Below are 22,899 nucleotides of genomic sequence, written 5' to 3'. Positions count from 1 at the left end.
CTAGAACCTACGCAGCTGGCGCGCTCTGCTTTTGGCAGAGCGCGCCCTGATTCTCTATAGGTGCGGGGTTTTCCGTATCGGGCGCGGCGCGCTACGCGCCGGTGGCCATCCGCCGGCAGCTCTCGGCGCATGCCTGGCACGCCTCGGCGCACGCCAGCATCTGGCTATCGCGGCCCATGCCGCGGCAGCTTTCGGCGCAGGCCTGGCACGCCTCGGCGCATACGCCGCACACCTGCGAGTGCAGCGGCGACATGCGCAGCATAAACGCCGCGCTCGTGGCGCAGATCTGCGCGCAATCTTGCAGCGTGCGAATATGCACCGGCGCGGCGTGCTGGCCCCCCAGGCTCAGGCAGTGCTGGATCGTGCGCTCGCACATTTGAAAGCAGTTCAGGCAGTTGCCGATGCACTCGCGCATCACGTCGCCGATCCGCTCGCGGGCTTGGCTCGTCATGGCTGTCTCCTCTCTCCGCTATGCCGCACGCCATCGCGCGGCCAGATAGCCTAGCAGAGCAGCAGGTTCCATGCCGGCATCGCACCAACTTCGTTTGATCTCGTTCTTTCGAAGCTACCTAGGGGTGCGCGAGGGGCATAGCCCCTCGCGCACCCCTTTCAGGTAGCTTCATCAAAAAGAAGCAATTTCGAGGGGCGGCTTTGCCGCCCCTGAGCCCCCACCATAAAGCGTGTGATCAGCCGAGTTTGGCATCAGCCGCCGAGCAGCGCGCGCCAATCGATCGCCGTGGCAGTGGAGTGCAGCCGGTGGTCGTCGTCCACGGTGTGAAACTCAAGGTGGCGAAACGCCCGCTCGGCGGCGGCGCGCACCGGCGCGAGCGGCACCACGCTGTCGCGCAGGCCGTGGAACACCGCCGTCGGCACGTCGATAGGCGCATCCGGCGCGAACTCAGCCAGGTGGATCGCCGGCGCCAGCAGCACCAGCCGGCGCACCCGCGCGGGGTGGGCGCACGCCCACAGCGCGGCCATCAGCCCGCCCATGCTCGAGCCAACGATCGCCCACGCCTGGCCGGCCGCCAGGATCGGCTCGAGGCGCGCCATACGCTCGGCCAGCGTGCCGCTGAAATCGGGCACCAGCGCGCCGGGGAACGCCGCGCGCAGCAGCGTGGCCTTGTAGGTGCGGCTGCTGCTCTCTTGCCCGTGGATAAAGATCACATCGCTCATACAAATATCTCTTCGACGCAGCGGCCCTCCCACTCGGGGTGCGGCGCAATCCCCAGCAGCCGCGCGATCGTCGGCGCGGTGTCGAGCAGGCTGACGGGCGCGGCGATGGTGTGGCCGGCGCGGATGCCGGGGCCGGCCACCAGCCAGGGGATGGTCATATCTTCGGGCGCGGCGGTGCCGTGGGTGCGCTCGTGCCCGCCGTGATCGCTCTGCAGCACATAGACCGTATCGGCGGGCAGCGCCGCCTCGACAACCCCCAGCGCGCGGTCGGCTGCGGCGATCTGGGCGATGTAGCCTTCCGACATCCAGCCATAGTAGTGGCCGGCGGTGTCGACGGTGCCAAGGTAGACGAAGGCGAAATCGTAGCCGCCGCCGGGCAGCGCGCGCGCCGCCTCGGCCGCGATAATATCGTCGCCGTCGGCCTGGTAGGCCGTGCTGCGGAACAGCGCGAGGTCGAGGCTGCCGGGCCGCCCGAGGTCGCGCAGCTCTTCCCAGTTGTACGCAAACGCGCTGCGCTTGCCGGCGGCCTTGGCCAGATCGAACAGGCCGGGCAGCGGCCGGGCCATAGGCGACCAGACATTGCTGCTGATGCCGTGGCGCTGGGGCGGCACGCTGTGGAAGATCGACGTGTGGCAGGGCAGCGTCATCGAGGGCATCACGCTGGTGGCGCGCATGGTCGCGGCGCCGCGCGCAATCAGCCGCTTGAGGTTCGGGCAGTCGGCCGGCGCAATCGCGTCGGGACGCAGGCCGTCGATCAGAATAAACACCACCATTCGCTTCCTCGCGTCTTTCTGCTATGGCTCAGGCGAGCACGCCGATTGTATCATACCAAGCTGGCGCCGGCATACGCGGCAAGCTCGCTGCGAAACGCGCGCATGCTGGTGTAGCGCTGGCTGGCGGCCCCGCTGGCGCGCCGGATGATCGCCGCCAGCGCGGGCGTTGGCTCGGCCACCAGCGCCGCCAGCGTGCGGCCAAGCGCGTAGATATCGTTGGCCGCGAGCACCTGGCATAGCCGCTGCTCGCGGCTGGCGAAGCCGCTGGTGTAGGCCAGAAAGCGGCTGCGCTCGCCGTAGGGCCGGATGCGTGCGGCCGAGCCCCAGTCGATCAGCACGGCCGCGCCGGCTGGCGGCTGCACGATGTTCTGAGGCTTGACATCGTGGTGGACATAGCCGCACAGGTGCAGCAGCTCCAGCGTCGCGGCCACCGCAGCGATCGCCGCCACCGCCGCCGTGGGCGGAAGCCGGCCGGCGCGATACAGCGTGTCGAGGGTGCTGCCGGCGACACGGCTCATCACCAGGAACGGCTGGCCACCGTGGTGAAATGTATCGAGCAGGCGCGGCGCGGCGACGCCATAGCGCTCGAGCCGCCGCAGCATCAGCGCCTCGTACGCCAGCACATAGCAGCGCTGGCGATGCTCGATCGGATCGTGGCAGGCGGCCAGCGCCGCCTTGATCACCACCGGCGCACCGCTGGCGCGATCGATCCCCGCCGACACAATATTCAGATCGGTGATCGCTAGCGTACGCAGCACGCAGTAGCGCTCGCGCAGCGCGGCCGCGCCGCAATTGGCAGCTGACGTTGTCATGGCGGAGCCTCCTGGCTACATGGCATACCATTCGCGCAGATGGTGGATGTTGGCGAGCTGCCGCAGCTCAACGCGCTGCGCGCCGCTGATCAACACCACATCGCCTACGTCGAGCAGCCGGCCCAGCGCGCTCTGCCGCACCTGCACCACCGTGCGCTGGCGCAGCATCATGGTCTCGCGCGCGCCTACCGCGCCATAGCGGCAGATCAGGCTGTCGGCGCGCAGCTCGAGCGCGTCGGTGCGGAAGCGCAGCAGTGTGTGCAGCGCGACGCCGCCAAGCGCCGCGAGCGCCACCAGCGGCAGCAGACTGTCGAACAGGCCCACCAGGGCGACGCAGCCGATCATCGGCGCCAGCAGCAGCGCCAGCGCCAGCAGCAGCAGCGGCCGGTAGCGCCGCAGAATAATCGGCGGGCAGTGCGGCGATCGGTTCGGCATGGCGTTCCTCCTTTCCGAGCGGGCAACGGCGGTTTGGCTAGCTATATAATAATTTGTTCATCCTGGATGGTGGTATCGCAGACGAATGAACTCTTTGTTCTGAATATCAGCTGATTCAGGCTGAAAGATAGAGCACCACGTACTATGCTGCCGCAGGCTCAATCTCGTACCGCGAGGAAGCCGAGTCACACCAAGCGTGTAACTCCCACGTATGGTGTATTTGCACTGCGTGGCTTCACCCGCAGTGCCAGCCTAAGGGCTCGGGGGCGGCGAAGCGCCCCGGGCTCCTGCCGCTCTTGGCGCTTTGCGCCAAAATCGCAACATGGCCCTACTGCATATCGGCATGGTCGGTGTGCAGCAAGCGGTAGCCTCCGCCGGCCCTGTCATTCACCAAATAGCGAAACGGTGTCTTGTCGCCTAAAGCGTTATGTATAGCTCGGATATGCTGGTGCAGGCTGGCGGCCTTCTGCTCGAGCGCAAGTTTCTGGTGTGGCTCGGTTTCGCTTGGATCTTCACGCCACAACGACTGCAGCTCTTCATTCGAGCAAAGTTTCCCAGCCTGAGAGTACAGGTATTTCACGATCTTCAGCGGAATGTTGCTGAGCGCCAAAGGAGCGCCGCGCAGCCAAAAGCGGCTGCCGTCGAACATGAGCAGGCTGGCCTTCTGCTCGACGAAACGCGCGAACAGCGGGCTGAAGACCCGGCCCTCGACGAGCAGCGCCCGGTCGCGCAGCCGCCGCACAGCCGCCGGGTCGCTCGGCTCAATGCCATTGTCTGCACGCCCGTGCCCATTGCTCGCAGCCGGCAGCACCAGAGCAATCAGCGCCAGGCGCTCGCGCGCGTCGAGAGCGTGCCACAGCTGGCCGAACTCTGTCTGCACCGCCGGCAGTTCGAGCGCCCAGCCGATCTCGGGCGATGACAGATCGAGCTGCGGCTGATCGTAGCGCGCGAGGCAGATCGCATTCAGCAGCACCGGGTGGCAGCCGCTGAGCGCGATCGCCGCCGCGCGCTCGGGCTCGGGCAGCTGCCACTCCAGCCGCTGCTCGACGCGCCGCAGCACCAGCTCGGCGTCGGCCTGATTATCGGGCGCCAGCCAGTAGGTGCGCAGGAACATCGCAGTAAACGCCGCGCGCTCGTCGGAGGCGCTCTGGCGAGCGGGCGGGGCATTCAGGCCGAGCACGAAACCCAGCCGGCTGGGGTAGTACTCGTACAGTGCGCGCAGGGCGCGAAACACGCGCGGCGCCAGCCGGGCGTACGGCTCGTCGAACGAGCTGAGGATGAAAGACAGCGCCAGGCGCTGATCGGCCAGCACCAGATCCACGGCGTGCTCGAGGTTGCGCAGGGCCAGCAAGCCATTGTTCGACAAGATCGCCTCGTGGCGCAGCGCCAGCAGGTCGGCGTGGTGCGCCTGGGCGGCGGGGTGGTAGCTCAGGCGCGTGAGCAGCAGCTCGTAAAAGTGCCGATCGTCGAGCTCATCGATGGGCTCATGTTGCATTCAGCATGTAGACCGTATCGGCGCGGCGCGGCAGGCCAGTGGTGCGCTGCACATGCGGCTGCATGCCGATATGCTGCAGCGCCGGCGCGCAATTGCATCGATAGCCCGGCCGGCCACGATCAGCGACTCGCCCAGCCCGATCGCGCGGCAGATATGCCGCAGCTCGTCTTCGCGGTAGCTCAGGATTTCGCCGACATCGATCTCAGGCCCAGCCCGGCAGCGGCCGAGCAGCGCCGCCAGCATCGAAGGCGGGCGCAGCACAGCGCGGCCACGGCAAGCGCGGCCGAGCGCGCGCCGCCGGCACAAGGCGGCTGTGTTTCGAGCAGGTGCAGCAGGCGGCGCACAGCCTCGAGCAGCACGGCCCAGCGCAGCTCGCGCGCCAGCGCCACGCCATCGCGCGCGCCGGGGCCGTCGCCAAGTTCCGGCCCAAGCGCGCGCCGGGCCAGCTGCTGCGCCAGGTGAAACAGCTGCCGGGCGCGCGGGTTGCGCAGCACCGGCTGCGGTGGGCGCGGCGCCTGCGCCAGCGAATCGGGCTCGATGAGCGCGCTCACCAGCTGGTAGATCAGCGGCAGCTCGCGGCGCTGCCCCAGCTCGGCCACAGCCAGCAGATCGACCAGCAGCGCCGCAAGGTCGTAGAGGTGGTGCTGGCACCCGGCCTGCCACATCTGGTCGATCCACGGCTGGCCTGCCGCGTCGATCAGAATATCGGCCAGGCGCAGCGCGCGGTGGCAGCGCGCCAGCACCTGGCCGCGCGGCGCGTCGTGCAGGCGCCGCGCGGCCAGCCAGGCCACCGGGTCGGGCAGCTCGAGCGCCGCCGCCGGCTCGGCTGCGAAGCGCACCGGCATAGGCGCGGCGCCGTCGAGTAAATCGAGCAGATAGAGTTCGATCAGCGGCTCAAACGGCGGCGCGGCATCTTCTTCGCCGCGCGCCTGGTAGTGCTCAAGCAGATCGAGCACCGCGTCGAGCGCCGCCAGGATGCGCGTACCGTCGAGCGCGGCGCCGCCGGGAGGCTGGTTGAGCAGCCCGAGCAGGCTGCGGGTATCGGCGGGCGGCGCGCTGGCGGCGCGGCCGGCCATATCGCCAGCGGCGGGGTGCCAGTGGAGCGTGCCGCTCTGCTCGCACAGGCACGAATACCTTACAGCGCGGGCGAGCAGGCCGCGCAGCTCGGCCGGCGGCGCATTCTTGTGCGCCAGGTCGAACGCGCCGCGCCGCGCGATCGCCTCGCGCGCGACATCGACAGTCGGGAAGGCCGTGCGCAAGATGCAGTTCGTGCCACTGCGCGCGCGGATCGCGCGGATCACATCCAGGCCGCCCTGTTCGTGCGGGTCGTAATTATCGCCGATCCGCAGGTCGATCAGCGCAACTGCGTAGTGCGAGCGCGCCAAGAGCGCCAGGGTATCGGCCAGCAGCGCCGGCCCCTGGCCAGCGGCGAGCACCGGCCGGTAGTTCCACGACACCAGATCCTGCCAGATCTGATCACGCATCTCGTCGTCGTTGTCGACGATCAGCACATCAGGCATCCAGGGAGTCTCAGCGGGCGAGTGAGTCTCCATGCGGGTGCTCCTTCCCTTCGGCTATAGTGCGCTCGGCAGCTCGATCGCAAACACTGCCCCGGCGGCCGACGGCAGCAGCTTGATCCGGCAGCCCAGGCCCTCGAGCATAATGCGCACAAACATGAGGCCCAGGCCGCCTGGCCGATTTTTCGTCGTGATCTGCCGCTGAAAGTCCAGTGCGAGGCGCACGTCGGCCGGAACACCCGGGCCGGATCTTTCCAGCCGGATTTCGACCGCTGCCGCCGCGGAAACAGGGTACGCACGGTGATCGTGCCGCCGTGCGGGCGCTTGGCCTCGCGCGCGTTGCGCGCAGTGCAGCAGCACGCGCCGCAGCACCATCGGGCTGGTGGCCACGGTGCGCTCGCCGGCCAGGCGCAGCCGCAGCTCGGCATCTTGGCCAAGCGGAATGCTCAGCAGCTGCGCGAGCCACCTCATTGATCGCCAGCGGCTGGGTGTCGATCTCGCCCGGCGGCGCGCGTGTCGGTGGGTGATCGCCAGGCGCCCGGCGTGCAGCGCCAAGTCGTCGAGGTACACCTGGGCCAGCTCCATAGCCCATGCCGCATCGAGCGCCGCTGCGGCGCCGCCGCCGGGTCGAGGCGCGCTGCCAGCGCTGCCAGGCGCGGGTCGCGGCCCTGGCCCAGCCGCCGCAGATCGCGGTAGGTGCAGCTTGGCAGGCGCTTCATTCGGTCGACTAGCGAGCGGATATGGCTAAGCTCGCTATTCACATCGTGGGCGATCTCGGCAGCCCAGGCGATCCGCGCGGCGGCCATGGTGAGGAAGCGCAGCCGTGAATCTTGCTCGACGCGCTCGATCGCCGCCTCGGCCTGGCGCGCAAACAGGCTGATCAGGTTGCTCTGCGCGCCGGTGAGCGTGCGAGCGGCGCTGGCGTTGTCAAGCGTCAGCAGGCCCCAGACACGCTCCCGGACAATCAGCGGCAGTTCGACCCACTCGCCCACCGGCGGGCGAAAGCCGCGCTCAAGAAACAGCGCGTCGAGCTGGCTCTGCGCTCGGCCTGGCCCTGGAATACGCGCGGTCTGCGCTGCTCGATCGCCGCACGCTGAGGGCTCGCCCGCAAGCGGCAGGGTGACGCGCTCGAACGGTGCCAGCTCGGGGCTGCCGCGCTGGCTCACCCCAACAATCGCCTCGCCGTCGTCGCTCAGGCGCCACAGGCGCGCGCTCGAACTCGAGCCGGCTCGCTGCCGGCAACAATTTGCTCGGCCACTTTTTCAAGCGTGTCGGCCGGCTGCAGCTTATGCTCGGCCAGGTCCTTGAGCCAGGCGCTTCGGAGCGCTGGCGCTCCTCTTCTTCATACAGCCGGGCGCGCTCAAGCGCGGCCTCGGCCTGGCGGCCAAACAGCCCTATCAGGCCGCGCTGGGCGCTGATGAGCGACTGGTCTTCTGGTCGCGGTCGAGGAACAACACGCCGCGCCAGGTGCTGGCCGGCGCCAGTGCGTACCGACCCATTCGCCTACGGCCGGGCGCGCCTGCTCGTCGAGCACGCCAGCGCCGAGCTGGGTGCCGTCGAAAAACTCGATGCCGTCGCCGCTCGTGAGTACCTTCTGGATATACGGCGAGTGGCTGCGGCTGGTGGTTCGCGTCTCGAAGTCTTCGAGCAGCGCGCTGCCCCACTGCGCCACCCCGCGTACCGTCTGGCCGTCGTCGCTGAGCTGCCACAGCCGCGCGCGCATAAAGCCCAGCCGCTGCACGCCGCGCACAACGACATCGGCCACCTCGTGGAGCTGCCGGGCGCGCTGCAGCTCGCGGCCAACATCGTGCAGCTCTTTCAGCCAGGCGCTCTCAAAGCGCTGGCGCTGCTCTTCTTCGTACAGCCGGGCGCGCTCGATCGCCGCCTCGGCCTGCTGGCGCAACCAGCCGAGCAGGTTGCGCTGGGCCTCGCTGATCGGCCGGCGCAGCTGCCCGTGGTCGAGGAACAGCAGCCCCTGCCACTGCTGGCCAAGGCCGATGCGGATGCCGGCCCACTCGCCGAGCGGTGGGTGGAACTTATCGCTGCCATAGTGATCTTCGAGCACGCCAGTGCCATGCGACGCCCCCTGGAAGAACTCAATGCCGGCGCCAGCTAGCACCTTCTGCATATATGGCGAGCGGCCGGTGTCGGCCTGCATCTCGGCGAAATTGTCGAGGTCGGGGTCGCCCCACTGGGCCACACCGCTGGCGTGGCGCTTGTCGTCGCTGAGCTGCCACAGCCGCGCGCGTACAAACCCGAGATCCTGCGCGCCGCGCACCACGATCGCCGCGACGCTCTGCAGGCCGCGGGCGCGCTGCAGGCGGTTGGCCACGGCATTGAGCTTTTCGAACAGCTGGCGCTGCGCGCGCTCGAGCACGCCGTCTTCGTACAGCCGGGCGCGCTCGAGCGCGGCCTCGGCCTGGCGCGCGAACAGGTTCAGCAGCTGCTCCTGCTCGGCGCTGAGGCGCCGCGCGTCGTCGCCGTTGTCGAGCACCAGCACGCCACGCCACTGCGCGCTGCCCTCGACCTTGCCGATCCCCAGGCGCAGGCCCACCCAGCCGCCGCGCGGCGAGCGGTAGCCGTGCGCGGCATAGTGCTGCGAGAGGATGTCGGGGCCGTCGGCATGGCCATAGAATGTGACCGGCGCGGGGCTGGCGAGCATCTTGCGAATATAGAGCGAGTCCGAGCGGCGGATCACCAGGTTGGCGAAATCTTCAAGCCCCGCAGTGCCGATCTGGCACACGCCCTCGAGGGTCTGCGCGTCGGCGCGCAGGCGCCACAGCCGCGCGCGCGCGAAGCCTAGGCGCTGCGCGCCGTGCAGAATAGCCTCCTGCACGCTTTCTGGCTTGAGTGCCAGCTGCAGCTCGCTGGCCACTAGCGAAAGCTGCTCGAGCCAATCGCGCTCGGCCGCGCGCCGCACGCGCTCAAGGGCCGCAGCGGCCTGGCGCCCGAACAGCTCGATCAGGTCGAGCCGGTCGCGCTGCTCGGGCGGGAACGGCTGCTCGCCATAGTCGAGCACCAGCAGGCCAAAGCAGCGGTCGTTGTTCCACAGCGGCACGCCAATGCGCTCATCGGCGGGGGGCGCGAAGCCGCGCGCGGCCAGCTGCCGGTCGATCAGCACCGGCAGGTCGCCGCGCCACGGGAAGATTTTCGGCCGGTCGCCGACCAATATCTCGCGCGCGTAGTCGGCCTGGCCGATCGAGAGCGTGGCGCCTACCAGGTCGGCCACGTGGTCGGCGCCGGTCTGGCAGATGCACTCGATCGTGCTCCCGTCGGCGCTCAGCTGCCACAGCCGCGCGCGCACAAAGCCCAGGCTTAGGCCGCCCTGCACAATCGCGCGCGCCGCCTCGGGCAGCGTCGAGGCCTGCTGGGTGCGCTCGGCGATCGCCGAGAGCGTCGCCAGCCACTTGCGCTCGACCTGCTGGCGCCGGTCGGCCTCGTAGAGCTGCGCGCGCTCGAGCACCGCCGCGCCCTGGCGGCCAAACAGCTGCAGCAGGTCGCGCTGGCCGGGGTAGAGCACGCGCGGCCGGTGGATGTTGTCGAGCGTCAAAATGCCAAACATGCGGTCATTTGTCCACAATGGCAGGCTGACCCAGTCGCCCACCGGGGCGGCGAAGCCGGGGTAGGTGCGCACCAGGTAGGTGTCGCCCTCTTCGATCCCGCGAAAGAAGCGCGGCTCGCGCGCGCCGTCCATATGCTGGCTGAAATGCGACTGTGTATACTCAACGTGCAACGACTGAAAATTCGGAAGCGAATCGTTGCCCGATTCGCTCAATCCGTCGATATACTGGCCGTCGGCGCTGAGCAGCCACAGCCGCACCCGGTCGAAGTCGAGCCGGCGCCCGCCCTGCGCGAGCAGCTCGGCGGCCTCGCGCAGCGTCTGCACGTGCTGGGCCGCGGCGATGGTGTCAGAGATGATCGAGAACCAGGTGCGCTCGTAGGCCTTGCGCGCGCGGTCGAGCGCGGCGGCGGCCTGCTGGCCGAACAGCGCCAGCAGCTTCTGCTGATCGCGGTCGAGCACGCGCGGCGCGGCGGCGTTGTCGAGCATCAGTACGCCTACCAGCTGCTGGTTGCTGAGCAGCGGAATGCCGACCCAGTCGCCAGCCGGCGGCTGGTAGCCCTGCTGGCGAAACGTGCGCGAGAGGTAGCCCGGGCCGTGCTCTTCGCCACGAAAGAACACCGGCTGCTTGGCCACGATCACGCGCTCGATATACTTCGAGGCACGGCGCGGGAAGCGTACCGCCTCGAACGCGTCGAGCCCCGCGCAGCCCGCCTGGGCCACGGCGATCAGCAGCTCGTGGTCTTCGCTCAGCAGCCACAGCCGCACGCGCTCGAAGCCCAGGCGGCGGCCGCCGGCGATAATGATCGCCGTGGTTTCGTCGAACGAGGTGGTGCGCTGCTCGTCGGCGCCAATGTGGATCAGCTCCTCGAGCCAGTCGCGCTCCTGCTCGCGGCGGCGCAGCTCCTCGGCCAGGCTGGTGTGCTCGATCGCGGCGGCGATCTGCTGGCCAAACAGGCTCAGTACCAGGCGGCGCTCGGGCGTGATCGCGCCGGGCTGGTCGGCATTGTCGAGCGTGAGCATGCCCCAGCAGTGCGCGCCGGCCCACAGCGGCATGTGTACCCACTGGCCGATCGGCGCGGCAAACTTCTCTGGCCCAAGGTAGCGCGGCAGCATCCAGGCGCCAAGCTGCTCGCCGTCGAAGTACTGGGGCTCGCGCGCTTGCAGCACCTGCTGCGAGTAGGGCGACTCGTGCAGGGCGATGCTCAGCCCGCGAAATTCGCCGCCGGCCGGGTCGCCGGCCTGGCTCATGCCGATCAGCGAAACGCCGTCGGGCGTCAGCCGCCACAGCCGGGCGCGCGCGAACCCCAGCGCGATACCGCTGCGCACGACGCAATCGGCGAGCTGGTCGATCGACTCAGCCCGGCGCACGTCGGCGCTAATACCGTTGAGCAGGCGCAGCCAGCCGCCCTCCGACGCGATCTGATTGAGCATGTGCTTCCTCCAAGCGCTTGGATCGACACGTGGATAGCTGCGTAGTCTAGCCGAAACTGGCGCGGCGCACTAGCCCCTGCCGCTGACTCGCGGCTGAAAATGGCTGAGATGCGCTGAGGCCGCGCCAAAATCTGCTACCATACGCGCGCGGCCGCCGTGGCGAGCAACTTGCAGGAAAAAGCCAGGCCCGCCGATTGGATCAGAGGAGCAGCCATGACCACGCCGATTCCCGCAGACTGGCAGCCGATCCTGGAGGAGCAAACATCGCAGCCATACTACGCGCGGCTCCAGGAGTTTGTGGCGCGCGAGCGCGCCGAGCATACGGTGTACCCGCCCGCGCCCGAGGTCTACCAGGCGCTTGAGCTCACACCCTTCGCGCGCGCGCGCGTGCTGCTGCTGGGGCAGGATCCCTACCCCGGCGCCGGACAGGCGCACGGGCTGTGCTTCTCGGTGCGCCCCGGCGTGCCGCAGCCGCGCTCGCTGCGCAATATCTTCACCGAGCTGCACAACGACGTGGGCGCGCCGGCGCCAAACCACGGCTACCTGGCGCACTGGGCCGAGCAGGGCATCCTGATGCTGAACGCGGTGCTGACGGTGCGGGCCGGCCAGCCGAACTCGCACAAGCGCCAGGGCTGGGAAACCTTCACCGACGCGATCATCGCCGCGCTGAGCGCCCGCGCTACGCCGGTGGTGTTCGTGCTCTGGGGTGGCTATGCCCAGAACTACGCGTAAAGTCTATTTTACCTTTCGCGTTTACCTCACTGCCGCTTAGTAGCACAATGACATTAAAGGGAACATCTATGAGCAAGCAAGAAGAACTCGACGCGCTAGCCAAAGAGGTCGAAGCGTGTGAGGAGTGCAAGAAGGATAAGATTGGGGGCGCTGTCTTTGGCGAGGGTAACCCTGATGCTATCGTAGCATTTATCGGTGAAGCACCAGGGAAGCAAGAAGCGAAAGTTGGTCGCCCTTTCATCGGTCCATCTGGGAAGCTGCTACGCAAAACAATCCGAGACGTGCTAGGACTTGATGATATGAAAGACGTTTATATTACAAGCCCTGTGAAGTATCTTCCAGAACGCGGCACACCAAGCAAGAAGGATATCGACCACGCAAGGACGCATTTTGATAGGCAGCTTGCTATTGTTAATCCCAAAATCGTTGTCCTGATGGGAGCGGTCGCAGCTCAGGCCGTGCTCAACGAGAAGGTCGCTGTCACATCTGTGCATGGCACTGTGCTTGAGCGCGATGGACGGAAGTATTTCATTACTGTTCATCCAGCCGCAGGATTGCGCTACCCACCGATGCAGGAGACATTTCAAGAGGACTTTCAGAAACTGAAAGAAGTGCTAGCTGAAATATAGCTAGCACAAATCCCAATAAACTCTACTTTACTTTCTGCGTAAAGAAAAAGATAACCCGCTTTGGCGGGCTATCCTTCTTATCCCCTCTTACAGCTGTATATCTTCAGGCGGGTCGATTGGTATTTCCTGCTGCGCGTCGGTAATACCCCGCTTCTTACGTCGATCGATTTGAGCAAAGTATTCCTCTTTGGGGAGGCCGTTTTGTATCTTGTCTATCTGCCCCAAAAAGTACTCTTTGTTCGCATCTTGATCGACCTTCAGGCGTTGCAAAACCTCCTCGTAATCAACCCCCATATAGAAACATAGCTCAGGCCCAAGCATAACCTCATTCTCATGGAAATAGCCTTTGAAGCCTTCAAGCATTTGCTTCTTCGACGTGGCAGAGAAGGAGGCAATATAGGTTCGTCCAGTGTAACCAGTCCGGCCAGTAAGAAACTCGCAGATTGTTTGCAGTTTGCTGTGGGCAGCCTCGGATTTCTGCGTATCAAAGTCGTGACCAAGCTTCAACTCAACAACATAGAATTCTTGATCTTGGTGGAAAAAGATTGCAAAGTCACAGACGATAGCCCTTGCCCGGCCGACAGGTGGCTTTGTAGGCTTGAAAATAACGTGCTTTGGGATAAGCGGATCAACCTCGCCACGAGCAATTGTTTGTGCAATGCTTTGAACAGTGGCAATGCTAGATTGCGGGACAAGTGAGGAAATAACACGCTCTAACTCAGTGCCAAACCGAATCGCCGCTGCGTGAGTTTGACTGATTAAATGCCCAAGTCTTTCGTCGTCAAAAATGTCACGATAAGAACCGCTGCGGTTGCCGTTCATGTCGGAGATCTTGGGCATATTGCCGTCCTTGTGTATGCGCGGCCGGCGCGGTTGGAAAAAATGTTAGGGGATTCATGCCATGATTCAAGGGAAATGTCAAGGAATTCAATGTAACAATCCTCTTAAGAAACATACGTTCGGTTAAAAACGGTTGCCACTTGCAAAAAGGAAGATTTTTCTATACACTCGGATTGTTGACTATGACTGCCACTAACCCGATAAATGATGTAACGCTCTGGCGATAACGCCAGAGCTTTTTTGTTGCCAATTATGGACAGTAATCCAATTGTAGGATACGAAAAAGTAAAAGTTATTGAGACACCACTGAGCGCCTTTGATACCGACTTTGACTTCGATGACAATGGTGACTCTTCGAACCGATCAGCTGGCTTATCACTCGGCGACAATGGTTTTGCGTCGGACAACAACTATGGCAACCGCGACAAAGAATTGATGTTGGCTGCACTCACCGCAAGACAGCGCCAAGTGACACAGCTCCTCACCGAGGGATACAGCCGGATAGAAATTGGCGAAGAACTCGGCGTCTGCACCCAAGCAGTTCATCAGATAATTCTGCGGATCAGAAAACGACTGGAGTTGAAAGCCGGCATCAGTACCAAGGGCTGGCGAGTGCGTCACGGCAGGTATTAACTATGCGAGTCAGCAAAGCGGTCAAAAATCTGGTCTATCTTTTCATTCTGATAAATCCAGGGACTGACGCTAAGAAACTCCACGAGATTTGGAAACAAGACAAAGTGCTCGCAGAGTATGACCGGCCAACACTTGAGACTTTGCAATTGTGGTGTGCTGATGTCCAGGCAAATTCGACGAGCAAAAAAGCTGTCGCAAATTGACTATGTCGTATTACGGAAAAGCGGTTGCATGTACTAATCATCCGGGAAAACCGGCGAGCAAGATTTGCAGCAGATGCAAGCGCGGGTACTGTAAACATTGCAGACTCCGCGAAGATGGCAAGGGGTATCGATGCAATAGGTGTGATTATTTGTAGGTGGTGATTATGAGATGAATCCTGTAGGAGCAACAAGAGAATTTACTATCAATGACATTCCGATGCCGCGACGAGTGCGACTAACTCACCCGCGACCGGTGGCGAAGATTGTATGCTGGCACTGTCAAGGACAGTGGAGAAATCGACCACTTCGCAATGTCAGAAATGCGGCGGGAAAGAAGACAAAAGACTATATCTGTGATATCTGTTTAGCGATTGGTTTTTATAAACCAGCAATTGGTAATCAGTCAGATATAGAGTTTAAGTATGCGGCGTAATTAGCAGATGAATTGCTCGACTGCCTATGTCATTTTAGATGTGAAAATGGTAGAATAATTTCACATCTCTTATGAAGGCAGGAACAAAAGAGTATGAGAGAGTTCACTCTTGGATAAAACAACAGTATGGTGATGCGGCGTATTGTATTGTCAACAAAGAACACAAGGCATCGAACTATCACTGGGCTAATATTAGCCGAGAATATAAATATGAAATCAGTGATTGGATAGAATTATGTCCGGGATGTCACAGTAACTTTGATAAGTTCAATATGACGTTAACGGAACTGCTCTATAGAGATAGAAACAGGCTAACTTTTCAGGAGAGAATGGAGAGGGGAGAAGTAGATTTCACAGTAAATAGTACCAAAAATTTGACAGGCAAAAATTCCAGAAATAAATTAAAAAGAATTATGTTAGGACTACAAAACACTCCCATATTACCACCACATCCTCAAACGAGAAAGAAGACCTGGTATTCCCGAAAAGAGAAACAAGAGCTAATAGAAAAACGAAAGTTATTTATAGACAATAAATTAGAGGGTGTGGAGGACTTTTAGCACACGACTTTAGTGACTGCTAATCGTGAAAATCTGGGGTTTCTGAATTTTCACAGGGAGCTAAACTACTCCCCAATGGGGTCTCCCCCGCCGGGGGAGTGGTAGGTTGGCTGAGGCTAAGGCCATCAATAGCTGAGGCTATAGAATTTTTTTGAGAGGGGTCGATGCTAAAGCGGGGGAGTGCTCATCAATAACAACATTATGGTATTACAAACAACAGAAATTCCGGGAAGAAGATTGAAGATTTTGCGAGTTGCAAATCCGATTTTTGTTTCGCTATTTATGCAAGGAACAGCGCAGCAATACAAAGTTGTTAGTGGTGGTTTGCCAGCTGATGCAAAGATTGTGAACATGAAGTTTGGGATGGGCGACTACTTTGACGTGCTGATAGAGAGTGAGCAATTTGAGCCAGTTCCTTTAGGGCAAGAGATACCGGAAATGGAGCCGCCAGTTATAACAAGAATATGACATTTATTTGGTTAATTGTTTGGCTGTTGCAACACACGCCACAAGTCCTGATTGGAAGTAGCTGGAACGCTTGGGGAATTGCATTAGTAGTTTGTGTCGTTATCGACTTAATATAAACATATGGAACTAATCATTGTTATTATCGGTATTGGGCTGTCACTTATCTTGAACATTGTGGCGATTGCGAGAATAGAGCGTCGCATCGAAAAGCAGAGACAGAGACTGAGTGATAACATTTCGGAGAGCATCGCCTCATCAGTAGAAACCTTGTCCGATCAGATCTACAGCGGCAATATAAAGTCTCTTAAGGGTCTATTGAAAGTCAACAGGCAGTTGGGCAAGAACCGTGTTGATATAATGAACGAGGTGTTTGCTGTTCAGGCAATGGTGAGAGATGGGAAGAAACGGAGGGAGATGAAATGAAAAAGACAAAAGTTAAAGTTGTTGTCGGTCAAAAACCATGGGACAGTCATGTATACATCAACGATGCAGAAGTACCAGTGCTTGCTGTCGATGTTCGTATTAGACCCGATGAGCTAACGACTGCAAGGATAGAGCTTATTGCTGATGAGGTTATCTTACAGGGAGAGTTTTTAGAAAGGAGCAAAAAGAGAAGTCCAAGACCTGTCCCGCCAACTCCGCAACCACCCAGACCAGTTGATAGGCCCGGTATTCTATCTCGGTTGGTTCGTAAGCAAAAGTAAATATGAAAAAGACAAAGGAAAAACCAGAAGCAAAGTTAACCCTTAAGCAGAAACTGTTCTGCGATTGGTATTTGAAATTGGCGAATGGGACACAGGCGGCAATTAAGGCGGGATACAGTGAACATACGGCGCAGTCGATAGCCACGGAAAACCTTACAAAACCTTTGATACAAGCCTATATTAATGAGCGCAAGAAACACATGGAGGAAATTCTCGGTTTTAACAAGTTCACATTGGTAGAGGATCTCCATACGATTAAGCGGATGAGCATGAAAGCGCAGCCAGTGATGCGTTACAACCCCAAGACCAGAGAAATGGAACAGGTCTTCGATGAGGTTGTAGGCGAAGACGGAAAAGTGCAGGTGACCGGCGTCTGGCAGTACGACAGCAACGGCGCGAACCGAGCAATCGAGAATATCAGCAAGATGATGGGCTACAATGAGCCGGATAAGGTCGAGGATGTCACCCCACTGGAGAGAAAGGCTCCGACTACTGTGGTGGTGAACAAGACCTATGCTGATAAAGAATCCGATAAACCTACTACCTAAGCAGACGACCGCATGGGATTACCTTGAAAATCCTCAGTCTCTCGTTGATGAACTTGGCTATGGTGGCGGTGCCGGTGGCGGCAAAACTAATCTTGGCTGCAAACTCGCTATCTTCATCTCTGACGTTTTTCCTGGTAGCCGCGGTGCCATTGGCCGCTTCGAGCTGAAGAACCTCAAGCGCACGACGCTCGCCAGTTTCTTTGAAGTCGCTGGCGAACTGGGCCTAAAACAAAAAGAGCGAGTTAAGAAGCCTTGGGATTATGATTATAACCAGCAGGACGGCATCATACGCTTCAAAAACGGCTCAGAGATCCTTATCCTCGATACTGCCCCTTCACCGAAAGACCCGCTTTATACCCGCTTTGGCGGTCTGGAACTGTCCTGGTGCTGGATAGACGAGTCGAATGAGACACCGCACAAGGCCATAGAAATCCTTAGCACCCGTGTTGGTCGGCGCAACAAGAATAAGGTCTGGGAAGAGAACCTCAAGCAGTTCTTTGGCCGGCACGACGAGAAAGACGGCTGGATACTCAAGCCGATCTTCCTAGAGACCTTCAACCCAGAGAAGGGACACATCTACACTCGATTCTGGAAACCCTTCAGAGACGGTGTACTGCCCGCTACCCGCCAGTTTGTCCGCGCCCTGGCATCTGATAACCCCTTCCTGCCCAAAGCCTATATTGACCGTATCCTCCGCTCAAGTAAGGTAACCATCGAGCGCTTGCTCTACGGCAACTTTGATTATGATGACGACCCGACCAAGATATTCAACTATGACAAGCTCACCGACCTCTTCTCAAATGTCCATGTGACCGGAACGACCCGCTACCTCTCAGGCGACATCGCAGGCAAGGGCAAAGACAAGACGGTGCTCTATGTCTGGGAAGGGCTGAAGGTCATCCATATCTACAAGGAGGACATCACCGATCAGGATAAACTGTACGACAAAATTATCGAGCTGAAGCAGCAGTTCAACATTCCGACGAGCAACATCATTCTGGACTATGACGGCATCGGTGTGGGCATCGTTGACCGGCTGAAGTGCAAGGGCTTCCAGGCGGGTGCATCGGCTTTCACGACCCAGGAGGAGCAACAGCAAGGTCTCAAGGCCAATTACAGGAACCTTCGCTCACAGTGCTGGTTCAAGCTGGCCGAGCTAGTGAATGATGCCCTGCTCTATGTTCAGTGTGAAGACGAGCCCATGAGGGAGATGATTATCGAGGAGCTTGATGTTATCAAGGAAATCAATGATGGGAGCGATCAGAAGCGGCAGATTATTCCTAAGGGCGGCGTGGGCAAGGAGGATGAGAATAAGGAAACAATCCGCAATCTGCTTGGCCGATCCCCAGACTTTGGAGACGGACTTATGATGAGGATGTACTTTGAGGTAGCAAAGGTGCCTGAGCCTGGGATAAGACTGCTATAATAACCCATGAAGTGAAGTGCCAGAGCCGAACGGCTGACCTGTAACTTTCACTAAATGAACCTCGTATATACGTCGTGGTCCAAAGCAGATAATATGGGGTAATTCCATGGCAAACTTTGAAGACCTGCTGCTAGCCGAATTCGCTGAGCAACATGCTAACATGAGACAAGCTGAAACATCCATGTTGCAGATAGTTCAGTTCTTTCTGTCTATTGAGGGCGTAGCGCTGACTGGCATTTTTGGCCTAATGGCGCTTAGTAATGCCATTCAGCAGGTACTGCATTTGCTATTCATTATTTTTTGGTTCTTGTTCGTGTTTGGCCATTTCACCTTTATTACTACTATTTATGCGACGATTAATACGCTCGTTATTGATTTCCAAAACAAGCTAACACGCTTATATTTCTCAAAACTTTCACCAGATAACCAAAAGTATATTTTCTTCTCCGTTCATACTGAGGACGACGGGGTAGTCCATGTGGGCGATTGGGAGAAGATGACGGATAATCGAAGTGCAACCACGCGGTTTGTCGGAAATATTAACAGCATCAACTTAACAGCGGCGATTGTTTTTACCGCCTATTCGTTATTCGAAAATATATATCCGAGTGTTATTAACATTGGCATTATCCAACCCTATATTGTTCCTGGCCTAGTAATTGTCTTTATGATCTACTTACTCGTGAACTTACTCTATCAAACCGTAGTCTACAAGAGGATAATGAGAAAAGCAGAGGCCAATAACAAGAAGCAAAGAAAGGACACAATAGAACAGATCAAAGAAACACTAAAAACCACCGAAACGACCCGCGTTGTTGATCAGCGGCCCATCGTTATAAGCGGGCCAAGAAAGTAACTCCTAATGTTGTCACTCACCAAAAAGGCGTTAGAGGAACTTGATAATCAACATGATTTTGAAAGGATGTGCGCCGACATCCTGCACGGCATAGGCTATGAAGACGTTGTTCTCATGGCACCACGCGGCGGCGCAGACGGAGGTAGGGATATAAGCTTTCGCTTTGACAATAACAAGCATGGCCTGGCCTGTGTGACTTTACGAGATAATATAGCTGCCAAGTTTAAGGAAGACTTCTATCAACGGAAACCTGGTAGTGATGACGACCAGCCCTATCTTATGATGCGAACACTTAGTGATGAGCTCGTAGGATTTAACAAGAACATTCCTGGGCGCAGAGGCAGAATAGAGTTCGAATATCAAATTCTATCGAGTACTACAAAAGAGATGAACATTGCCTTTTACATGATTCCTATTGAGCAAAGGTGGAATGAGAACTTTATCGAAAACCTTGAGATAAACGAAAATGAGCAACCTAGCTTACGACAGGCTTTTATTCCACCAACAAAGCATACCGCTGATAATCAATGGCATAAAGCTTCATTCTCGTTTGACTTTCGAGATTTACCAAGTCTACTCTATCTGACATTTGCGCCAAGAATCAATGAATGTCGAGAGGAAAAGGGGTCTGGCTGCGTTTATATATCAAAAGTTCAGATTTTCAGTTGAACTATACTGCTCATTTTGTATAACATCCGCTGCCTATCCCGCTACAATGGGATAGACTATGTCCCTACTCGGTAGACTTTTCGGCCAATCCCAGAAAAGCATCAACAGTTCCATATTCAGCTTCCTCAATCCTTCCGCTGGCAGCCAGTTTCGTGAGGGCGACTATCTCAGAGCCTACAAAGGCTGGGTCTATGCTTGTGTCAACGCCATCGCCGAGGCGTTCTCCGAAATAGAACTCACGCTTCAGCAAAAGGCCAAAGACGGCTGGCAGGATGTACCAGACCACCCCGCTCTCGACCTTCTCCACAAAGTCAACAATTTCCAATCGTTTCTCGACCTTACCTATGCTACCCAAGCATACCTAGAACTCGATGGTAACGCCTTCTGGTATCTGCCGAGGAACGGGAAGGGTGCGCCTGTTGAAATCTGGTACATGGACCCGACCAAGATGCAGATTGTGAAGTCTGAGCAAGACTTCATTGGCGGCTACATCTTCACAAACGAGAAGGGCGCAAAGATTCCCTTCGATACTGATGAGATTATCCATTTCAAGCGCTTCAACCCCTGGAACAAGTACCGTGGTATTGGAACTGTTCAGGCTGCTGCAATCTCAATTGACATTGACACCTATGCCTCAGAATGGCAGCGCAACTTCTTTGGCAATTCAGCCATGCCGGCCGGTATCCTCTCAAGTGATGGTTCACTTAGCCAAGACCAGTACGACCGCATAAAGGCCAATTGGGACGCCAAGTATCGAGGTGTCCAGAACGCCCACAAGATGGCAATCCTTGAAGGAGGATTGAAGTACACCTCGCTTACTCCAACTTCCCGCGAGATGCAGTTTATCGAAGGCCGCAAGGCAATCCGCGACGAAATCCTTGGTATCTTCCGCGTACATCCGATAATCGTCAGCGTGACTGACAATGTCAACCTGGCTAACGCCGAGGTCGGCGAGTATGTCTTTAGCAAGTTCACGGTCAAGCCCAAGATGCGAACGTTTGTGTCTACGCTCAATGAATTCTACCTACCCATCTTTGGCCTCGATAGCCAGAAATATCGCCTGCACTTCAAAGACCCGGTTCCAGAGAGTATCGAGCAAAAGCGGCTAGATATCGAGTCTGGTATCAAGAACTACTATCTGACACCTAATGAAGCACGCGCCCAGATCGGTCAGGAGCCGATCGATGGTGGAGATGAGTTGTATATCCCCTCCAACTACGTTCCCCTGTCACAGGCCACTACAGGGCCTCAAAACGATACTCCAGATGGCGGCCAGGACAACGCTGATAACGGCGGAAAAGGCAATGGCAAAAAGGCCCTCCGCGTAAAAAAAAACGATAGTGGCCGGCGCGTCGACACTCCGCTCAACCGAGAGTACATAGACGAAGAGATCGCCACCCAGCACGAGACCTATCTCAAGCTCAACGAGAAGCTTGAAAAGCAACTTCTCAAGAACCTCAAGAAAGCCAAATCGGCTGATAGCTATATCGAGAAGCTCGCTCGCCAGGTGAGCAAGGATGCCTCAGACGAGCTGGTACGGCTTATCTTTGAGGACTATGAGGATTGGATCGGCTTAGTCTACAACGCCACCAAGGACGGCCTTACGCGGGTTCTAGGACAGTCTGGGAAGGACACCCTGGCACTCCTTGAAGTGGATATGACGTTTGATCTGCAGCACCCTCGTGTTCTGGACTGGCTCAATGAGCACGCTCTGGAAGACTCGGACAGTTACACCGGGACCATCAAGGAAGACATCACCCTGAAGGTCATGGAGGGCGTCGAGCTGGGTCAGAGCAACGAGGATATAGCAGGGACAATCAAGCAGTTCTTTGATGACCAGAGCGACTACAGGGCCATGCGGATAGCGAGGACTGAGACGATCAATGCCTATGGGGCTGGGGCGCTGGAGGGATATAGGCAGTCTGGGGTAGTCAACGGGAAGTACTGGATGCCGGACTCAGAGGCATGTGATATTTGTGTGGAGAATGCTGACGCTGGCGTTATTGGAATCGATGAGAATTTCCCGAGTGGGGATGATGCTCCGAGTGCCCATCCTAATTGTGAGTGTAGTCTTGGAGCATCAGTCAAGAACGATTAAGTGCCAAAATCAAACACAACCATGCTCGCAATAATTAATTATCGTTATCATTTAAACACCAGTTTCCAAGTTAGACGCTCTAAGGTTTTAGGCGAAGACGCGCCTACAGAGTATCTAACAGATGGTATTGTCACATTAATATGATCTACGCCAAATGGCAAACGAGATTTAATTTCACATCTGCCATCTTTATAACTATAGGAGCGATCCAGTGATATAAGGCTTTCATCATGCGGCATTGTTATTGTTGAACCCGCCTCTATAGTATAATCCACCACTGGCATAGGCACGCCAAAGTAGACATTACTATCACATCCACCAAGCTTATATTCATCAAGCTCATTCAGGTAAGTTCGATAATTGTTTGGTATATTATCAATACCTGTCATACTTCTGGGATTTATCTGGACACGCATTGTCTCACCAGTGTTATTTCGTAGTGTTATCTTAAATTCAACTACCTGATTAGATTTGTCGCTCTCTCTCAAGAAATATGAGTTATCTACAATAATAGAAATAGCTCCATCTCCCAAATCTGTGCCCTCTGGATTCGGCTCTGGTGCTGGCGTAGGAGGAATCGGCGTAGGAGGGATTGGTGTTGGTGGTACGGGTGTGGGTGGAACTGCTGTAGCCGTGGGTATAGGCACTTCGGTCGGCTTTGGTGTTGGTGACGGTTCAGGTGTACTGGTTGGTGTTTGTGTTGGTTGCAAAGTTGGTTCAGTTGTAGGTGCTAGAGTTGGGAGCTGAGTAGGCGGCTCAAGAGTAACCATTGAGGTTGGTGAACTAGCTTCTGCAATACTCGTTGGAGTTGGAGCTTGTGGTAAATTAGCTAGATAATAGGATAGATAAACAGCGGGTATTGAGAAAATTACGAAAAGAATGAAGAATAGAATCAATTGGTT

24 protein-coding genes are annotated in these 22,899 nt (G+C 58.3%); 12 read left to right on the top strand and 12 right to left on the bottom strand.

All coding sequences use genetic code 11. The features are described from left to right. Window positions 1-91: 91 nt before the first annotated feature. From U0177_RS10705 to U0177_RS10660, 10 genes are all read right to left on the bottom strand, one after another. A complete protein-coding gene (locus U0177_RS10705; protein WP_409570618.1) occupies window positions 92-451 on the bottom strand; it encodes a four-helix bundle copper-binding protein in 360 nt (119 codons plus the stop codon). Window positions 452-702: 251 nt separating this feature from the next. Further along, window positions 703-1,173 (bottom strand): alpha/beta fold hydrolase, encoded by a 471-nt coding sequence (locus U0177_RS10700; RefSeq protein ID WP_409570617.1) that lies wholly within the window; start codon window positions 1,171-1,173, stop codon window positions 703-705. Beyond that, window positions 1,170-1,946 carry an alkaline phosphatase family protein gene (locus U0177_RS10695; protein ID WP_409570616.1) on the bottom strand — a complete coding sequence of 259 codons (777 nt, stop codon included), beginning with the start codon at window positions 1,944-1,946 and terminating at the stop codon, window positions 1,170-1,172. Before U0177_RS10695 ends, U0177_RS10700 begins: the two co-directional genes overlap by 4 nt. Window positions 1,947-1,996: 50 nt before the next feature. Beyond that, entirely contained in the window at window positions 1,997-2,758 is a 762-nt protein-coding gene (locus U0177_RS10690; protein ID WP_409570615.1) for a protein kinase domain-containing protein, read from the bottom strand. A gap of 15 nt (window positions 2,759-2,773) precedes the next feature. Further along, window positions 2,774-3,193 carry a PH domain-containing protein gene (locus U0177_RS10685; RefSeq protein WP_409570614.1) on the bottom strand — a complete coding sequence of 140 codons (420 nt, stop codon included), beginning with the start codon at window positions 3,191-3,193 and terminating at the stop codon, window positions 2,774-2,776. A 328-nt stretch (window positions 3,194-3,521) separates the two neighbouring features. After that, window positions 3,522-4,688 carry a helix-turn-helix domain-containing protein gene (locus U0177_RS10680; RefSeq protein WP_409570613.1) on the bottom strand — a complete coding sequence of 389 codons (1,167 nt, stop codon included), beginning with the start codon at window positions 4,686-4,688 and terminating at the stop codon, window positions 3,522-3,524. A gap of 179 nt (window positions 4,689-4,867) precedes the next feature. Next, window positions 4,868-6,241 carry a hypothetical protein gene (locus U0177_RS10675; RefSeq protein WP_409570612.1) on the bottom strand — a complete coding sequence of 458 codons (1,374 nt, stop codon included), beginning with the start codon at window positions 6,239-6,241 and terminating at the stop codon, window positions 4,868-4,870. A gap of 21 nt (window positions 6,242-6,262) precedes the next feature. Further along, a complete protein-coding gene (locus tag U0177_RS10670) occupies window positions 6,263-6,676 on the bottom strand; it encodes a hypothetical protein (protein ID WP_409570611.1) in 414 nt (137 codons plus the stop codon). Then, window positions 6,673-7,371: a GAF domain-containing protein gene (locus U0177_RS10665; RefSeq protein WP_409570610.1), complete on the bottom strand. Its 699-nt coding sequence runs from the start codon at window positions 7,369-7,371 to the stop codon at window positions 6,673-6,675. The genes U0177_RS10670 and U0177_RS10665 overlap by 4 nt, the downstream gene beginning before the upstream one ends. A gap of 194 nt (window positions 7,372-7,565) precedes the next feature. Then, window positions 7,566-11,198 (bottom strand): GAF domain-containing protein, encoded by a 3,633-nt coding sequence (locus U0177_RS10660; protein WP_409570609.1) that lies wholly within the window; start codon window positions 11,196-11,198, stop codon window positions 7,566-7,568. Between the two features lie 213 nt (window positions 11,199-11,411). Here U0177_RS10660 and U0177_RS10655 point away from each other — a divergent pair, with 213 nt between their 5' ends. Further along, a complete protein-coding gene (locus U0177_RS10655; protein WP_409570608.1) occupies window positions 11,412-11,930 on the top strand; it encodes a uracil-DNA glycosylase in 519 nt (172 codons plus the stop codon). Between the two features lie 68 nt (window positions 11,931-11,998). Next, a complete protein-coding gene (locus U0177_RS10650) occupies window positions 11,999-12,559 on the top strand; it encodes a uracil-DNA glycosylase family protein (protein WP_409570607.1) in 561 nt (186 codons plus the stop codon). Window positions 12,560-12,646: 87 nt separating this feature from the next. On the opposite strand, the gene U0177_RS10645 is transcribed toward U0177_RS10650, so the two are convergent. Then, window positions 12,647-13,399, bottom strand: coding sequence for a hypothetical protein (locus U0177_RS10645; protein WP_409570606.1), 753 nt, complete (start codon window positions 13,397-13,399; stop codon window positions 12,647-12,649). 252 nt (window positions 13,400-13,651) lie between these two features. Here U0177_RS10645 and U0177_RS10640 point away from each other — a divergent pair, with 252 nt between their 5' ends. The 10 genes from U0177_RS10640 to U0177_RS10595 all read left to right on the top strand — a co-directional run bounded on the left by U0177_RS10640 (window position 13,652) and on the right by U0177_RS10595 (window position 21,997). Continuing rightward, on the top strand, window positions 13,652-14,032 hold the full coding sequence (locus tag U0177_RS10640; RefSeq protein ID WP_409570605.1) for a LuxR C-terminal-related transcriptional regulator: 381 nt from the start codon (window positions 13,652-13,654) through the stop codon (window positions 14,030-14,032). A 707-nt stretch (window positions 14,033-14,739) separates the two neighbouring features. Then, window positions 14,740-15,228: a hypothetical protein gene (locus U0177_RS10635; protein ID WP_409570604.1), complete on the top strand. Its 489-nt coding sequence runs from the start codon at window positions 14,740-14,742 to the stop codon at window positions 15,226-15,228. A gap of 180 nt (window positions 15,229-15,408) precedes the next feature. Then, a complete protein-coding gene (locus U0177_RS10630) occupies window positions 15,409-15,696 on the top strand; it encodes a hypothetical protein (RefSeq protein WP_409570603.1) in 288 nt (95 codons plus the stop codon). A gap of 120 nt (window positions 15,697-15,816) precedes the next feature. Continuing rightward, window positions 15,817-16,119, top strand: coding sequence for a hypothetical protein (locus U0177_RS10625; RefSeq protein WP_409570602.1), 303 nt, complete (start codon window positions 15,817-15,819; stop codon window positions 16,117-16,119). Further along, complete coding sequence (locus U0177_RS10620; RefSeq protein ID WP_409570601.1) at window positions 16,116-16,400, top strand: hypothetical protein; 285 nt, start codon at window positions 16,116-16,118, stop codon at window positions 16,398-16,400. The genes U0177_RS10625 and U0177_RS10620 overlap by 4 nt, the downstream gene beginning before the upstream one ends. A 2-nt stretch (window positions 16,401-16,402) precedes the next feature. Next, entirely contained in the window at window positions 16,403-16,948 is a 546-nt protein-coding gene (locus tag U0177_RS10615; RefSeq protein WP_409570600.1) for a terminase small subunit, read from the top strand. Then, window positions 16,914-18,374 carry a phage portal protein gene (locus U0177_RS10610; RefSeq protein ID WP_409570599.1) on the top strand — a complete coding sequence of 487 codons (1,461 nt, stop codon included), beginning with the start codon at window positions 16,914-16,916 and terminating at the stop codon, window positions 18,372-18,374. The genes U0177_RS10615 and U0177_RS10610 overlap by 35 nt, the downstream gene beginning before the upstream one ends. A gap of 106 nt (window positions 18,375-18,480) precedes the next feature. Beyond that, window positions 18,481-19,230 carry a hypothetical protein gene (locus U0177_RS10605; protein WP_409570598.1) on the top strand — a complete coding sequence of 250 codons (750 nt, stop codon included), beginning with the start codon at window positions 18,481-18,483 and terminating at the stop codon, window positions 19,228-19,230. Window positions 19,231-19,236: 6 nt separating this feature from the next. After that, the gene (locus U0177_RS10600) at window positions 19,237-19,899 is read left to right on the top strand and encodes a hypothetical protein (protein WP_409570597.1); all 663 of its coding nucleotides are present in this window, start codon (window positions 19,237-19,239) and stop codon (window positions 19,897-19,899) included. A gap of 58 nt (window positions 19,900-19,957) precedes the next feature. After that, on the top strand, window positions 19,958-21,997 hold the full coding sequence (locus U0177_RS10595; RefSeq protein ID WP_409570596.1) for a phage portal protein: 2,040 nt from the start codon (window positions 19,958-19,960) through the stop codon (window positions 21,995-21,997). A 47-nt stretch (window positions 21,998-22,044) separates the two neighbouring features. Here U0177_RS10595 and U0177_RS10590 read toward each other — a convergent pair. Then, the coding region (locus U0177_RS10590) for a PT domain-containing protein (protein ID WP_409570595.1) at window positions 22,045-22,899 on the bottom strand (855 nt) is incomplete at its 5' end.

It is taken from the genome of Kouleothrix sp. (genome assembly GCF_046328425.1).
Lineage (GTDB): Bacteria > Chloroflexota > Chloroflexia > Chloroflexales > Roseiflexaceae > Kouleothrix.
The sequence above is the reverse complement of the archived record's forward strand: the minus strand, read 5'-3'. Positions and strand labels throughout refer to the sequence as shown.